Source organism: Rhizobium oryzihabitans (assembly GCF_010669145.1).
Taxonomy (GTDB): Bacteria; Pseudomonadota; Alphaproteobacteria; order Rhizobiales; family Rhizobiaceae; genus Agrobacterium; species Agrobacterium oryzihabitans.
Window position 1 is genome coordinate 941736 of the sequence record NZ_CP048632.1, and the last position, 15640, is coordinate 957375.

13 protein-coding genes and 3 pseudogenes are annotated in these 15640 nt (G+C 58.8%); 8 read left to right on the plus strand and 8 right to left on the minus strand.

Going from position 1 to position 15640, the window contains the following annotated elements; all coding sequences use genetic code 11:
- The first annotated feature begins 18 nt into the window (after positions 1 to 18).
- The 5 genes from G3A56_RS05080 (at position 19) to G3A56_RS05100 (ending at position 4347) form a co-directional block, all read left to right on the plus strand.
- Entirely contained in the window at positions 19 to 1047 is a 1029-nt protein-coding gene (locus G3A56_RS05080) for an adenylate/guanylate cyclase domain-containing protein (RefSeq protein WP_003496720.1), read from the plus strand.
- A gap of 141 nt (positions 1048 to 1188) precedes the next feature.
- Positions 1189 to 2547: an esterase-like activity of phytase family protein gene (locus tag G3A56_RS05085; protein ID WP_082184091.1), complete on the plus strand. Its 1359-nt coding sequence runs from the start codon at positions 1189 to 1191 to the stop codon at positions 2545 to 2547.
- Between the two features lie 158 nt (positions 2548 to 2705).
- Entirely contained in the window at positions 2706 to 3053 is a 348-nt protein-coding gene (locus G3A56_RS05090) for a YunG family protein (RefSeq protein ID WP_003496724.1), read from the plus strand.
- Positions 3054 to 3224: 171 nt separating this feature from the next.
- Positions 3225 to 3563 (plus strand): hypothetical protein, encoded by a 339-nt coding sequence (locus G3A56_RS05095; protein ID WP_082184090.1) that lies wholly within the window; start codon positions 3225 to 3227, stop codon positions 3561 to 3563.
- 151 nt (positions 3564 to 3714) lie between these two features.
- The gene (locus G3A56_RS05100; RefSeq protein WP_082184089.1) at positions 3715 to 4347 is read left to right on the plus strand and encodes a DapH/DapD/GlmU-related protein; all 633 of its coding nucleotides are present in this window, start codon (positions 3715 to 3717) and stop codon (positions 4345 to 4347) included.
- A gap of 97 nt (positions 4348 to 4444) precedes the next feature.
- Here the strand turns inward: G3A56_RS05100 and G3A56_RS05105 are convergent, their stop codons facing one another.
- The 6 genes and pseudogenes from G3A56_RS05105 to G3A56_RS05125 form a co-directional block, all read right to left on the minus strand.
- On the minus strand, positions 4445 to 4912 hold the full coding sequence (locus tag G3A56_RS05105) for a GNAT family N-acetyltransferase (protein ID WP_137037418.1): 468 nt from the start codon (positions 4910 to 4912) through the stop codon (positions 4445 to 4447).
- A 64-nt stretch (positions 4913 to 4976) separates the two neighbouring features.
- A pseudogene (gene ppx / locus G3A56_RS05110) lies at positions 4977 to 6499 on the minus strand (exopolyphosphatase).
- Positions 6496 to 8630 (minus strand): annotated as a pseudogene (locus tag G3A56_RS05115) (RNA degradosome polyphosphate kinase). Before G3A56_RS05115 ends, ppx begins: the two co-directional pseudogenes overlap by 4 nt.
- Positions 8552 to 8797 carry a hypothetical protein gene (locus tag G3A56_RS29580; protein ID WP_246231324.1) on the minus strand — a complete coding sequence of 82 codons (246 nt, stop codon included), beginning with the start codon at positions 8795 to 8797 and terminating at the stop codon, positions 8552 to 8554. The pseudogene G3A56_RS05115 and the gene G3A56_RS29580 overlap by 79 nt, the downstream one beginning before the upstream one ends.
- Positions 8794 to 9522, minus strand: coding sequence for a DnaA regulatory inactivator HdaA (gene hdaA / locus G3A56_RS05120; protein ID WP_082184087.1), 729 nt, complete (start codon positions 9520 to 9522; stop codon positions 8794 to 8796). The genes G3A56_RS29580 and hdaA overlap by 4 nt, the downstream gene beginning before the upstream one ends.
- Positions 9523 to 9524: 2 nt before the next feature.
- Entirely contained in the window at positions 9525 to 10700 is a 1176-nt protein-coding gene (locus G3A56_RS05125; RefSeq protein ID WP_082184086.1) for an AI-2E family transporter, read from the minus strand.
- Between the two features lie 296 nt (positions 10701 to 10996).
- Here G3A56_RS05125 and purM point away from each other — a divergent pair, with 296 nt between their 5' ends.
- From purM to G3A56_RS05140, 3 genes are all read left to right on the plus strand, one after another.
- Positions 10997 to 12070, plus strand: coding sequence for a phosphoribosylformylglycinamidine cyclo-ligase (gene purM, locus G3A56_RS05130; RefSeq protein ID WP_003496737.1), 1074 nt, complete (start codon positions 10997 to 10999; stop codon positions 12068 to 12070).
- Positions 12067 to 12738 carry a phosphoribosylglycinamide formyltransferase gene (gene purN, locus G3A56_RS05135; protein ID WP_082184085.1) on the plus strand — a complete coding sequence of 224 codons (672 nt, stop codon included), beginning with the start codon at positions 12067 to 12069 and terminating at the stop codon, positions 12736 to 12738. The genes purM and purN overlap by 4 nt, the downstream gene beginning before the upstream one ends.
- Before the next feature lie 135 nt (positions 12739 to 12873).
- Positions 12874 to 13809: an omptin family outer membrane protease gene (locus G3A56_RS05140; protein WP_082184084.1), complete on the plus strand. Its 936-nt coding sequence runs from the start codon at positions 12874 to 12876 to the stop codon at positions 13807 to 13809.
- Positions 13810 to 13900: 91 nt separating this feature from the next.
- On the opposite strand, the gene G3A56_RS05145 is transcribed toward G3A56_RS05140, so the two are convergent.
- Positions 13901 to 14857: a peptidoglycan-binding domain-containing protein gene (locus G3A56_RS05145; RefSeq protein ID WP_082184083.1), complete on the minus strand. Its 957-nt coding sequence runs from the start codon at positions 14855 to 14857 to the stop codon at positions 13901 to 13903.
- A 134-nt stretch (positions 14858 to 14991) separates the two neighbouring features.
- Positions 14992 to 15614 (minus strand): annotated as a pseudogene (locus G3A56_RS05150) (NUDIX domain-containing protein).
- Positions 15615 to 15640 lie beyond the last annotated feature (26 nt).

Below are 15640 nucleotides of genomic sequence, written 5' to 3' on the forward strand. Positions count from 1 at the left end.
CCCGAGATCAGAATCGACATGAGAAAATTGCTGCCCATTCTGGATTACGTGGTGCTCTTCGTTGCTGTGGCCGGCAGCGGCGTGGCTTACGCACTCCTGGAATATGGCGGCGGCGCGCTGATCGGTGCCACCTATGCCCTGTTCGCCTGCACGCCCATCCTCGCTTTCGAGCGCGGTTACATCATGCCGGGCCTGTCGCGGCAGGTCAGTGCTTTGCCGACACCGGCCTATATCGCCGTCGGCCTCATCATCTATGCCATTCTCGTCTTTTGCGGTTTCGGGCTCGGCGGCACGATCCTGTGGCTGAGCGGGATATTTCCCGGCACCTGGAAGCGGGCGGTGCATGCCGAGGTGCAGACCCTTGTCTTTACCCTCATTGTCTGCGGCATCATCGTTTTCATCATGCGCGTGCGTGAGCTTCTCGGCCGCGATATCTTCATCGACCTCATTCTGGGACGCTATCGCCGGCCGGTCAGCGAAGACCGCGTCTTCATCTTCATCGACCTCGTCGGCTCCACCTCCTTCGCCGAAACCCATGGTGACCTGAAGGCGCAGGAGTTTCTCGGCGAAATCTTCGCAAGCTATGCAGCACCCGTCAGAAAACACGGCGGGGTCATCGACGATTATATTGGCGATGCCGCCATCATCACCTGGCCCTATCATATGGCGATCAGGCGGGCAGCCTGCGTGCGCTGCGTTTTCGAGATCCAGGCCACCATCGAAAGCAATCGCGACATGTGGCTTGCCCGCTTTGGCGAAGTGCCGCGCCTGCGCTTCGCCATCCATGGCGGACCGGTCATAACGGCGGAAATCGGCGTCGATCACCACAAGATCACCTATTTCGGCGACACGGTGAACACGACCTCGCGGCTCGAATCACTGAGCAAGATGCTGGGACACCCGGTGCTGATTTCGGCCGATCTCGCCCATCAGTTGGTGCTTCCCAAGGGCGTACGCAGCGAATATCTCGGCGAACACGCCGTCAAGGGCCGTGGCCAGACGCTGGGCGTGTGTACGCTCAGCCAGTATCAGGCCCCTGCCGCGTAAGCGAAAGAGGCGGCGCGATCCTGTTTTTTAAGACGCCCGTCATCAAAATTCATCAAAGCTTCAAACGATAATCACCAGCCTGTCATGTGCCGACCCTATCGCCTCAATCCTGTCTTCAACAGGTATCGAGGGGTCTCCATCATGAAGCACATTCTTTTCGCCTCCTGCGCGTTTCTCGCGCTCGCTTCCGCATCGCATGCGGCTGAGAAGGAGTTTCCGGCAAAGCTGGTCTCCCACGCCATTCTGCCGGCCAACACCATCATCGCGGCACCTGCCGATGCGCCGGAGTATCTCAAGACTTCCGCAAAGTTCACCACCGCCGACCGCAAGCGCGCCGAAGGCCTCGGCACCGTGCCCGGCAAGGACGGCGTGCGCCTGACCGGCCTTTCCATGCCCTTCAACGGCCAGCCGATGCAGGGCTTCTCCGGCATCAAGGCCATGCCGGACGGCAGCTTCTGGAGCCTTTCCGACAATGGCTTCGGTTCCAAGCTCAACTCCAGCGACGCCATGCTGATGCTTCACCATCTGAAATTCGACTGGGACGCCGGCAAGGTCAATGCGCTTGAAACCGTATTCCTTTCCGACCCGGACATGAAAGCACCCTTCCCCATCGTTCTGGAAGGCTCGAGCAAGCGTTACCTGACGGGCGCCGATTTCGACGTTGAATCCATTCAGCCGGTTGCCGATGGTTTCTGGGTTGGCGAGGAATTCGGGCCTTACATCCTGAAATTCACCCGCGACGGCAAGCTGACCGACGTCATCGCCACCAAGGCCGGCGATATCGAGGTGAAGTCCCCGGATCATCCGACCCTGGCACTGCCCGGTAACCCGACGCAGAAAATGCCCGCTTTCAACCTGAAGCGTTCAGGCGGTTATGAAGGCATGGCGCTCTCCAAGGATGGCTCCAAGCTTTATGGCCTTCTCGAAGGCCCGCTTTACACCGCCGACGGCCAGGTGGAGAAGACCGAAGACGGTTCGACCGCGCTGCGCATCATCGAACTCGACACCGCCAATAAGCAATGGACCGGCCGCACCTGGCTTTATCCGCTGGCCCAAGGCGGCGAAGCCATCGGCGACTTCAACATGCTGGACGACAGCACGGCGCTGGTCATCGAGCGTGACAATGGCGCCGGCACCGCCGACAAGGCCTGCGCCGACCCGAAGAAGCCGGAAGCAAACTGCTTTGCCGTGCCCTCCAAGGTCAAGCGCATCTACAAGATCGAATTCAACGACGCGAATGTCGGCAAGGCCGCGCGCAAGATCGGCTATATCGATCTGCTGAAAATCTCCGACCCTGATAACAAGAAGCGTCAGGGCGGCAGCAACGGTGTCTACGACATGCCTTTCGTCACCATCGAGAATGTCGATCGCGTTGACGCCACGCATATCATCGTCGGCAACGACAACAACCTGCCCTTCTCCGCCGGCCGTGCGCTGGACAAGGCCGATGACAACGAGTTCGTCCTCCTCGAAGTCAAGGACCTGCTTGACGCCAAGTAAGGAAAACGGTGCCGGAATTCATTCCGGCACCGCCCACGCATCGGCGTGAATTCAACAGTCGGAGCGTTCCTGCAGCCTTCATAGGGATGCGCGGCGCTCCGTTTCTCCACTGACCATGCCTGACCCGGAACCCGGTTCCGAAACAGGGAAGACACCACATGCAGGACCATGCCGAACGACTTTATTACGCCTTGAGGAAGAGCTGGTCGGGCGAGACCAGCAGCCTGTGGTCACGCGAGAACCCGGCCAGGGGGCAAGGCAGCGTGACCGCGCTGGTGGTTCAGGATATTTTCGGCGGTGAACTGGCCAAAACCGCCGTCAGCGGTGGGGACCACTTTTACAATATCGTCGAAGGCACCCGCTGGGATTTCACCTTCAGCCAGTTCGATATTCCAGTCGGCTATCAGGACGCGCTCGCCAGCCGGACGGAAGCCATGGCGACGACCACGCCGCTGCAATATGCCTATCTCAGCGCCTGCATCCGCAAGGCGCTTGGGCACGGCTGACCTGCTTGCACATAAGTATCGGCCGATTGCCGTCTTGTCCCCAGTCCGGCATGACGGCAGCTATCATTCTCAATTTCAGCAACCAGATTTAGATCTCTCCCGCAAAGCGGACACAATCCTTGCGATAGTGTCGGTCAGCGAAACGAAGCGCACCGACAGGAGAGACGTTCGATGAATGAGAGTTGCCCGGTTCCGACACCGGCTGAGCGGCAAGTTCAGGACATATTGGAACGGACGGAAGCGGCAATGATGTCCACCATTCACGCAGCGCTTGAGCGCGCCAGCAAACAGGCCGCCGTGGAATTCCGGGCCGTTGGCTCAGAAATGCAGCCCCCGCCGCATGACTATTTCGCCGCTGTCGCTCACCAGCAGCTTTTCCTGCTCTTGTGTGGCGCCGACCCGCAAACATTCAAGGGCGGAGACCCCGAAATTGCGGGGCATATCATCCGGAATGCTCAAAACATATCCGATCACTACTGGACGAAAAAAGACGCGAGTTCGGGCAATTGACATACCATGCATGAAGGCAAGATTTTGCTCCACCTAGCGCGCATGATCTACATTTAAAGCGAACGCCCAGGCCGACCGGTGTTCCTCAGCCATCCCACGTCACATGCCCTTCATCATCCCCGGTTAAGCAGGCCAAAATCCGGAGACTGGAATGGACCCGACCGCACAAATCAATCGCCCAAAGCTTGCAGAGACCTTTATCCATCCGACAGCAAGCACAAGGGATTCGAGCGTCGGCGAATGCTGCGAAATTCTGGCGGACACCTCCCTGCACCATGTGGAACTCGGAAATTACTCCTATCTTGGACCCCGTTGCATGGTCGGTGATGCGACAATCGGAAAGTTCTGCGCCATCGCCGCAGAGGTCAGGATAGGCGCCCCGAACCATCCGATGGACCGACCGTCCATGCATCGTTTCAGCTATTGCCCGGAATATTACTCTGCGGATGCCGTGCGCGACGACGCCTTCTTCAATCAGCGCAAGGCGGATCGTGCCATCATCGGTCACGATGTCTGGATTGGTCACGGGGTCATCGTGTTGCCGGGTGTAATGGTTGGAAACGGTGCCGTGCTCGCAGCAGGCGCAGTCGTCACCAGGGACGTGCCGCCCTATACCATCGTCGGTGGTGTGCCCGCAAAGATCATTCGCGAGCGATTTTCTCGAACCATCGCCGAAAAGCTGACCGCCATCGCATGGTGGGACTGGCCATTCGAGACAATCATGGCGCGGCTTGCCGATTTTCAGTCGAGCGATATCGAAGCCTTTTGCGAGCGCTGGGCCTGAAACAATTCGCGCCCCAACGGCGAAAACGTCTGTTTGTTATTCGAAGAAAAATACCAGCCGGCCGTTAGCCTCGCCACGGTGAGACAGAGTTGCAAAATCATGCAACCGACTTTTTCATATCGATGAGGATTTCACCTTCTCTTGAAGGATGCGGACGACGCCCGCACTCCTCAAAGCCGCAATCGCTGTAAAGCGCTATGTTCTTCGTCATCCGCATATTCGTGTAAAGGCGCAATTCGCCAATCCCACATTCCAAAGCGTGTAGCTCTGCGAAACGGAGAAGTGATTTCCCGATGCCCCTTCCCTGAAAGATGGGACTAACGGCTATGCTGTAAATCATGAGATATCGGTGATGGCTTTCGAGAACCACCAATCCAGACGTTTCGCCATCGGTTACGCTAAACCACACTTGTTCCGCAGAAATGCGCGGCAGGTAATCTTCAAAAGCGGGTTTGGGCGCAGCACCCACGATTTGTAGATATGCTGGAATATAGGCCGCAGCACTGATCTCTTTCACGATCAGCGCTTCGTGCGGCAACGCCAGTCTAAATCGTGTCTCGGTCAACGGATCCCCTTAAGCCAGCTCCCATGTTGACCAGCATTCTATGCTACGTCATGCGCGCGACCATTTATTCGAACACAAATGCCAACCGCTTGCTCGTCAGCCTCGCCAGCTGTTGCAGGCGGCCATCCAGTCGTTCTCCCGCGAAATCGCAATAGTCGTGTGGCACCACGAATTCCAGATCCAGATCCGGATTGCCGGATTTGCGGAATTTCAGGTGGTCGACGACACCCGGCATCGAGGCTGAGAAGAGGTAAACGACGCGCAGCAGGCCGCCGAGGAGTTTCCCCAGCTCCAGCAGCCGGTCGCCGGCCATGGCGGCAAGCGGCTGCGTGGTGCCGTTGTCGTTCAGACCTTCGAAACGATAATAATTGGCAAGCGCGATATAGGCACGGCCCGGATGGGTGATCGCCACGAAGGAGGAATGGGCGATGATGTTCAATGCCTGCAGGCCGCGATAGTCGGGATGGGCGCGCCAACTGATATCGGCCAGAAGGCAGGCCGCCTGCCGGTAACGGCTTTCCTCTTCCGTCTCTTCGATGCCGAAAACCGGAAAGGTGCGGCCGCTCCAGTCCGCCAGTTCACGCGCATGTTCAGGCGAACGGGCGCGCAGAATGGCAAGTTCGTCGGCGGTGACCAGCAGCGGATCGGAATCCCGCTCGGTCTCCGTCAGCAAGGAGTAGAGATAACCTTCGCGCACGCCCTGTGCGGAAAAAGCGATCTTTGCGGGTTTCATCACCTTCAGAACTTCACGCATGGCGATGGCGCCGAAGGGCAGTAGCGAACGGCGATTCTTGGAGACCGCCTGCCAGGCCGGATCCTTGCTATCCCTGGAAACGATGACTTCCTCCAGAAAATTCAGCATTTCCTCCAGCGGCAATTCGTAACCCTGCATCATGTGCAGCGGATAGCCGGTGATTTCCATGTGCAGCTTGGCGATGTTTCGCCATGTGCCGCCGACGGCATAAAATGTGCGCCCTTCGCCGGCCGCGAGAAGTTTCGCGAAGGATTTGACATGTTTTCTGGCAATGGTCGCGGCTTTTTCAAGCGAGCCGTCCGATTGTTCCGAGAGCCGCAGACCGCCGAGCGGAAGCGTGATGCCCTCGCCGCAGCTTTTGCCCTTGATGTCGATGAGTTCCAGCGAACCGCCGCCTAGGTCGCCTGCGATACCGTCCGGCTCGTAAAAACCGCTGATCACGCCATAAGCGGAATAAAGCGCTTCCTTTTCGCCGGAAAGTACCTCGATCTCGCAACCGAGGATGGCTTCGGCTTCACGGATAAAATCCGGGCCGTTTTCCGCCTCACGCGCCGCAGCCGTCGCCAGTACGTAGAGTTGCTGCGCCTGCGCCTGTTCGGAAAGCGCATGGAAGCGCCGCAGGGCCATCAATGCCCGGCTCACGCCTTCCTCATGCATGCGGCCCGTGAGAGCCAGCCCCTTGCCGAGACCGCAAAGGACCTTTTCGTTGAACAGCACGGCGGGCGCGCGGGAGAGGCCTTCATATACGACGAGACGAACGGAGTTCGAACCAATATCTATGACGGAAACGGGGCAAGGCCGGTCAGCCGCCCCTGTGCTTCTGATCGAGTCATTCAGCCTGTTTCTTGCGGGACGAAATCAACCCGGCAATCAATTTGGGCGCACTGGATTTCAAGGCTTCACCACGTCCGGAAAGGCTGGGATTGGTCATGAAATAGTGCTGCGCGTTGAACGGTTCTTCGCCTTTACGCACCTCAATGCGCCTCGACGTTCCGTCCGCAAGTATCTCGTAGCTCTGCTGGTTGTCAATGAGATTGCCCAGCATAATCTGTGAAAGAACCTGCTCGTGCACGGTGGGGTTGGTGAGCGGCACCAGTGTTTCGACACGCCGATCAAGGTTGCGCGGCATCATGTCGGCCGAGCCGATATAGACCAGCGCCTTGTCGGACGGCAGGCCGAAACCATTGCCGAAACAAAAGATTCGGCTGTGTTCCAGGAAGCGGCCAACGATCGATTTGACGCGGATATTGTCCGACAGTCCCGCCACCTGCGGGCGCAGGCAGCAGATGCCGCGCACCACAAGATCGATCTCCACGCCTGCTGCGCTGGCGCGATAGAGGGAATCGATGATTTCAGGGTCGACCAGCGAATTCATCTTCATCCAGATCGCCGCCGGCGCACCGCGCTTGGCGTGCTCGATCTCTTCATTGATGTGCTTCACGATGCGCGAGCGCAGCGTGTAGGGCGAAATTGCGAGCTTCATGCCCTCTTCCGGCTCACCATAACCCGTGATGAAATTGAAGATATTCGCCATGTCGTGGGCGATCTTCGGGTTGCAGGTGAAGAAGGAAAGGTCGGTATAAATCTTGGCCGTGATCGGGTGATAGTTACCCGTGCCGAGGTGGCAATAGGTCCGGAGCTTGCCGTCTTCACGGCGCACCACCATCGACATCTTGGCATGGGTCTTCAGCTCGATGAAGCCGAACACCACCTGCACGCCGGCGCGCTCCAGGTCGCGCGCCCAGCGGATATTGGCTTCTTCATCGAAGCGTGCCTTCAGTTCCACCAGCGCGGTGACGGATTTACCCGCTTCGGCCGCGTCGATCAGCGCACGAACGATCGGGCTGTCATTGGAGGTGCGGTAGAGCGTCTGCTTGATGGCGAGCACTTCGGGGTCGCGTGCGGCCTGCAGCAGGAACTGCACAACCACGTCGAAGCTTTCATAGGGGTGATGAACCACCATGTCCTTTTCGCGGATGGCGGCAAGGCAATCGCCGGCATGTTCGCGCACGCGCTCGGGAAACGGGCATTATAGGGTTCGAATTTCAGGTCGTCGCGCGGCGCGCGCACGATTTCCGAAATGGTGTTGAGTGCGAGAAGGCCGGGCAGAACGGCGACGCGATTATCCGGCACGCCAAGCTCATGCACCACGAACTGGCGCAACGACTGCGGCATTTCGCTATCGGTCTCGATACGGATGACGGAGCCGCGGCGGCGGCGCTTCAGCGCGCTTTCAAAGAAACGGACCAGATCTTCCGCCTCTTCCTCCACCTCGATATCGCTGTCGCGGATGATGCGGAAGGTGCCGAAACCACGGACCGTATAGCCAGGGTAAAGCCGGTGAATGAACAGGCCCACCACATCTTCGAGCGTGATGTAGCGGATGGCGTTCCTGTCATCCGGCAGGCGCACGAAACGGTCGAGTGCCGGCGGCAGGCGCAGAAGCGCGGTCATCGGCTCGCGGCCGTTGACGCTGTCGAGCTGCAGGCCCATGGAGAAGCCGAGGTTCGGGATGAAGGGGAACGGGTGCGCAGGGTCGATGGAAAGCGGGGTCAGCACCGGGAAAATACGCTCTTCGAATTCGGTGCCGAGCCAGGTCCGATCCGCATCGGAAAGTGCCGCAGGGCGCACGACGAAGATGTCTTCCTTAGCGAGATATTGCTGCAGGACGGCAAGCGAAGCCTGCTGCTCCATCTGCAGATTGTCGATTTCCTTCAGAATGTCTTCCAGCTGCTCGGCCGGCGTCTTGCCATCGGGCGTCTTGACCGTGATCTTCTGGCGCACCTGTCCTTCAAGGCCGGCAACGCGGACCATGAAAAACTCGTCAAGATTGGCAGCGGAGATGGAGAGGAAACGCAGCCGCTCCAGAAGCGGGTGATCCGTGTTCAGCGTTTCTTCGAGAACGCGACGGTTGAACTGCAGCCAGGAGAATTCACGGTTGATGAAACGGGCGGGCTGTCCCAGAGGTTCTCGCCCTCGGTCGCCGGCTGAACCTTGTCCAAGTTGTCCTGCACTATTGCGTCCATGCCGTGTTCCATCCCCTGACCTGTTTCCGTCCCGTGATCCTGCTGCATCGCGTGATCGTCCTTCTTGCCCGTATAACAGTTTGACGACGGAACTGTGACAGTCAATCGCCGTCCAGCCCCTCGCCCACCGCTGTGCTGTCCATCGCGTTAAGGACTTCCGCCGCCAGCGGACGGGTAATCCTTGTTCCACGCGAGAGCGCCAGCCTGTCGATCCGGTCCACAATCGTCTGTGCCGTGTCGAGCGAACGCTCCATTCTATTGACAATGTAACCTATGAGTTTGTCATCCATGTAAAGCTGACGGTCGGCGAAGAGTTTCATCAGCACCTGCGCCAGAAGCCCTTCATCCGGCTCACCGGTTTCGACCACCGTTACGGCTTTGAGACGCGAGCGCAGATCCGGCAGCGTCACCGGCCATGCGGCCGGCCATTGCCGGCTGGTCATCAGAAGCGTCTTGCCGTGCTGGCGCACGCTGTTGATGACGTGGAAGAGTTCGGTATCGTCGAAACCGCGGCGATCGGCATCTTCGAAAAGCACCGGTGCGCTCTCGGCCGCTCGCGCGGCATCCGCGCCGGCCTGCGGGTGGATTTCCACAGCGCCGCTAATGTTTTTCCAGATATTGGCGAGATGCGATTTGCCGGAACCTGGCGGCCCGGCCAGCACCACGACCGGCGACGGCCAGTTCGGCCATTCGTCAACGAGGCTGACGGCGGCCTCAAGCGAGGCGGACACGAGGAGGTCTTCCCTGCCGGAGGCGGCCTGGTGCGAGAATACGAGCGGCAGCTGCTCGGCCTTTGACCGGGCGTTGTCGGTTTTGATCTGGTCAGTCATCGTCAGCCCTGACCATCCGCCTTGCTGGAGGACGTTTCCCTTTTTTCCTGGGCAAGGTTGGCTTCCGAGGCAAGGTTGGCTTCCCAGGGAAGATTGGCGGCATGCCCGTGGTAGAGATCGCTTTCAAGATACCGCGACAAGGCGAAGCGGACAAGCACGCCAACCGCCGCCGCGGCCGGCACCGCAACCAGAAGGCCGACAAAGCCGAAAAGCGCGCCGAAGGCGAACAGGGCGAACATCAGCCACACCGGATGCAGGCCGACGCTTTTGCCAACAAGCTTCGGCTGGAGGATATTGCCCTCGATGAACTGGCCGGAGAAGAACACGGCAAGCGTCAGAAAGACATAAATATAGTCCGGCCAGAACTGCACGATGGCGACACCGACGGCGAGGATGAGGCCGACCATCGAACCAATATAGGGAATGAAGCTGATGAGTCCGGAGAAAAGGCCGATCAGCAGGCCGAAATTGAGGCCCACCAGCGACAGGCCGACAGCGTAATAAACGCCGAGGATCAGGCAGAGCGACCCCTGCCCGCGCACGAAACCGGCAATCGTATTGTCCATGTCGCGGGCGATCTGGCGGACGGTATGCACGTAGTCGCGCGGTATCCAGCTATCGACCTTGTCGATCATCCGGTCCCAGTCGAGCAGCAGGTAGAAAGCGACGACGGGCGTGACCACCAGCAGCGACACGACATCGACCAGCGATTTGCCGGAATTCCAGATCTGCGTCAGCAGGGTGCCGATGAAACCGGCGCCTTCGGTCAGGAGCTTGGAAAAATTCTCCTTCACCGAATTGATCTGGCTGCTCACCCAGTCGGGCAGGAGGTTGGTATCCGCGCCGGCGATCAGCTGCTGGAGAGACGATATATATTGCGGGATGCGGGTGATGAATTCCGAGGCCTGGGCGGCAATGACCGGAATGATGATGATGAGCGACAGCGCGAAGATCAGCACGAAAGAAACGAGGATGACAACGGTCGCCATCAGCCGGTTCAGGCCGCGCCGCTCCAGCCAGTCGGCGACCGGATCGAGAAAATAGGCAAGCGCCATGCCCGCAACGAAAGGCAGGAGAATGGAGCTGAAGACCATCAGGAAAAGGATAAAGACGGCAAGCACGCCGATCCAGAAAAACACCTGTCGGCGCAGGTTCGTACCACTCACATGGGGTTGCATCCGTTCATCCTCTTGTCGCCGTGCCGTCACCGCCCATGATGGAGATAGGATGTGCATGTGCACATGGTCAAGACCGACAGCACGACCTCAGCTGGCAGGCCGGCGCCGGGCAAGCGCAGCGAAGACGAGTTTCCCAGTCTGCATTGAAGATATGACTGTCAGGAAGCCCAGGGCTCACAAAAGGTCAAAGCTTCGCAAAGCCGTTAAAAACCGGAGGTTTTGCCACTCAAACCCTTGCATCAGGCCCCGTGCCGTGCGAATGGCGACGCCATAAGGAACCAGCGGAGACGAGAGCCATGAGCCAGTCGGGCAAGAACGGTCTTACCTATAGTGACGCAGGTGTGGATATCGACGCCGGCAATCTGATGGTCGAAAAGATCAAACCGGCGGTGCGCTCGACGCGGCGTCCCGGCGCGGACGGCGAAATCGGCGGCTTCGGCGGCCTGTTCGATCTGAAGGCGGCCGGCTTCACCGATCCGGTTCTGGTCGCTGCCAATGACGGCGTCGGCACCAAGCTGAAGATCGCCATCGACGCGAATTACCACGATACGGTCGGCATCGACCTCGTTGCCATGTGCGTCAACGATCTCGTCGTTCAGGGCGCAGAACCGCTGTTCTTCCTCGACTATTTCGCCACCGGCAAGCTCGATCCCGATCAGGGCGCTGCCATCGTTACCGGCATTGCCGCGGGCTGCCGCGAATCTGGCTGTGCGCTGATCGGCGGTGAAACCGCTGAAATGCCCGGCATGTATTCCGATGGCGACTATGATCTCGCTGGCTTTGCCGTGGGTGCTGCCGAACGCGGCCAGCTTCTGCCGGCCGGCGATATTTCCGAAGGCGACGTCATTCTTGGGCTGTCCTCCTCCGGCGTACACTCCAACGGTTTCTCGCTGGTGCGCAAGATCGTATCGGTCTCCGGTCTTGACTGGGATGCCCCTGCCCCCTTTGCCGAGGGCAAGAAGCTTGGCGAAGCGCTGCTGACGCCGACCCGCATCTATGTGAAGCCGCTTTTGAAGGCGATCCGCGAGACCGGCGCGCTGAAGGCGCTGGCGCATATCACCGGCGGCGGTTTCCCGGAGAATATTCCGCGCGTTCTGCCCAAGCATCTCGCTGCCGAAATCGATCTCGACGCGATCAAGGTTCCGGCCGTCTTTTCGTGGCTGGCAAAAACCGGCGGCGTCGAGCCCAAGGAAATGCTGCGCACCTTCAATTGCGGCGTCGGCATGATCGTGGTCGTTTCGGCTGAAAATGCCGCCAAGGTCACTGATGCTCTGACGGCGGAAGGCGAGACCGTTTTCCCGCTCGGCCGCATGGTGGCCCGCGAAGAAGGCGCGCACGGCACGATCTACAAGGGCACCCTCGGCCTATGATGAGCGCCGCCTTCCCGTCCGGCCGCAAACGCGTCGTCGTTTTCATTTCCGGCAGCGGCTCCAACATGGTGTCGCTGGCCAAGGCCTGTCAGGCGGCCGATTTTCCGGCCGAGATCGTCTGCGTGATCTCGGACAAGGCGTCAGCGGGCGGGCTGGAAAAGGCACGGGAGTTCGGTATTCCCACGCTGGCCTTCGAGCGCAAGACCTATGCCAGCAAGGCCGAGCATGAGGGCGCCATTCTGGCCGCACTTGGCGAGATCGCGCCTGATATTATCTGCCTTGCGGGTTACATGCGGCTGATCTCGGGGGATTTCATTGCCCCCTATGAAGGCCGCATCATCAATATCCACCCTTCCCTTCTGCCGCTCTTTCCCGGCCTGCACACGCATCAGCGCGCCATCGACAGCGGCATGAAGATTTCCGGCTGCACCGTGCATTTCGTCACCGAAGGCATGGATGAGGGCCCGACGATCGCTCAAGGCGCGGTGCCGGTTCTCTCCGGCGACACGGCTGAAGCACTTGCGGCGCGTATCCTGACCGTCGAGCATCAGCTTTATCCGCTGGCCCTGAAGCAGCTGGCGGAAGGCAAGGTGCGAATGGATGCCGGCAAGGCCATCACCAACAATGACGCAAGTAAATCTGAATATTGCACCCTGATTTCTGCTTGATAATAAAGATACCACTAAAGTAAAAACACACTTAAAGTGGCATTTATTCCAAAATAAACCGATCATTTACCATAATCATCTCTAATGCCCGCAACGGCCCCGCATTTCGGGCCCTCCGGTCATTCAGGAGCGATTATGCTATTTTCAAGATTTTCCCTGCCGCTTTCGGCCCTTTTACTGGTGAGCACGAGCTTGCCGCTCGCCGCCGAGCAAAGCGGCATCACCGCTTCGCTCGATGCCGGTGTTCTCAATCTCAGGGCGACCGAAACCGTCCATATCGGCAACCGCAAGGTAAGCGAACTCGAATGGGAAACAAAAAATGCCATGGCGCTGCGCGGCTCGCTGGGGCTTGAGCTTGCGCCTGGCTGGCGTGTGAAGGCGGAAGGCCGCGTCGGCTTCGAAGGCGATGGCTACATGACCGATTACGACTGGATGGCGCCTTTTTCCAGGGACAGCTCCAAAAACAACTGGAGTCACCGCTCCCAACATGACGATACGCGGCTTGATCATTATTTTTCGGGAAGCTTCGAACTCAATCGCATGCTGCTTGACGATCCGCAGCAATATCTGAGCGCTGGCGTCGGTTTTCGCTACACGGATGTGCAATGGTCGGCCTATGGCGGTAGCGCCGTCTACAGCCTTTTCTCTCCAAGGGATTTGCGTGGAAGATTCAGGGATGATGAGAAGGTCATCACCTACCGCCAGCAAATCCCGGTTTTCTACGGCAACTTGACCGGCGGCCAAAGGTTCGGCAACTGGTCGCTCAATGCCGGTGTGGAGGGCGGTGCTATGGTCTATGCCAAGGCAACGGACGACCATCATCTGCGCGACATGCGCTTTACCGATAAATACGACGTGGCCGGCATGTTCGGGGTAAAGGCAGGCGTTGCCTATGACCTGACGGAAAACGCCTCGATCTATCTCGACGGTGCCTACGACTATACCAGCCTCGGGCGCGGAGATACCTATTATAGCGGTGCCGGAGCCGGAAACCTGTCATCGGAAAAAAATGCCGGCGGTGGCAGCTTGCAGTCGATCTTCGTGGGTGCCGGCGTCAAGGGCCGGTTCTGATTTCGGAGGCAGTCTTCTGCCTCCCCGAAAAAGCCGCGCCTTCGAAAAGGACGCGGCTTCAATCAATCATCCATGTGCCCACCTTCAGGCGTTAAAACCAGTCCTGCTGCCAGACATAATCGCGATAAGCCCAGGGCGGCGAATTGACCAGGGCTGACTTGGAATAGATCTTCTGCAATTCTGCACCGAAGGTCGACACGCCGGGAACGAGGCCAACTTCCCACTGGAAATGCCACCATTCGGCGCCGAGATAATCGCCACCCTTCTCGAAGGCGGCGCGCGCGCGGATCGGCTTGAAGCCGTTTTTGGCAAAAAGCGCGGTCAGATCGAGGAAATGGCCGGTGACCGACACGCCCTTGACCCGGCTCTTGTTGGTCACGACATCCGTTATCGTCTGCTGTGGCGGTAGAGCGCCTTTTTCAGCCTTATCCTGCCAGCAGCGGGCGTAAACATTGTAGCGCCGCTCTCCAACTCGTTGGGCCACATAGGCATCTGTCGCCGGGTCCTGCATGCCGCTCCAGATGAAGAGGTCGAGTGCCCGCCCGGAATAGTGGAAGGAGGTGGCGCTGCGGTTCTTGTTGACGGTGGCATATAAATCGCGGATGCCCCCAGAGGAGGTCATCAATCCGCCTTGGCGATGAACCTCTTTATAGACCTGATTATAGGCGGACATGACATCGCTGCGCAGCCTGAGACGCGGATAACCTTTCTCCGTTCCGCTCCCGAAGAGGTCCGCAGGCCCCATCTCGATACTGTAATTCGCCTGCCCTCCGAGTGAAAGCGGCGACGACAATTCTCGCTGTCGGGTTTCGAACGCCTGCTGCAAAGCGGCCAGTGTAACCGGTCCGATGCGACCGTCCTCATAAAGCCCGCTGTCCGCCTGAAACGAGAGGACCGCTTCTTCCGTATCGGCACCGAAGATGCCGTCCGTCTCAAGACTGTCATAGTCTGCCGAGGCCGATTTGCGCCCTTCGAAATGCAGAAAATTCAGTATTTCCTGTACCGCCTGCACGGTACTTCCGCGCGAACCCTTCTCCAAGATCATCATCAGCTCCCCAGCCGCTCGTGAACTTACGCACACAGAGCTTACGTGGGTTGATGAAATAATCAACGGCAATCTTTAATTGAATTTCAAGTAATTTAGAGTATACTTCGGTGAAGATATTATTCACCGGGCAGCACTCAGCGTGAAATTCTGTCCCGGTTCAACATGGCCCATTGCAGCAGAATGATCGTCTTGGAGTCGGTGATTTCGCCGGACGCGATCATCGCGAAGGCCTCGTCGAGACCGTAGGTCAGGACTTCCAGATCCTCGCCTTCCGTTTCCAGCCCCCCACCACTGCCGGCCTGCACGTCAAGATCGATGCGGGCAACGAAAAGGCTGACTTTTTCGGTCAGCGTTCCGGGCTGGCATACATATCGAAGAGATAGTCGACCTTCTCAACCGCGTAACCGGATTCTTCCATCGCCTCCCGGCGAATGGCGTCGGCCGCATTGTCATCATCGAGAAGACCGGCCGGAACTTCGATCATGAAGCTTTGATCGCCGTTCACGAAAGCGGCGGGGCGAAACTGGCGCACCATCACCACGCTGTCGCGCTTGGCATCGTAAAGCAGGATGGCGGCGGCGCTGCCATGGTCGTGGACTTCCCGCACGATGCGGATCGTCTTGCCATCCGGCATAAGCTGGTCGAAAACGAGCTTCTGCATATGCACGAAGCCCTTCCACACGGTCTCTTTTTCCACCAGTCGGACCCTGCCGGTATCCGTATCGGCCGGAACGTTCTTCGCTTGTGTCTGTGTCACCGGATATGTCCTTGCCTGTCGTGGAA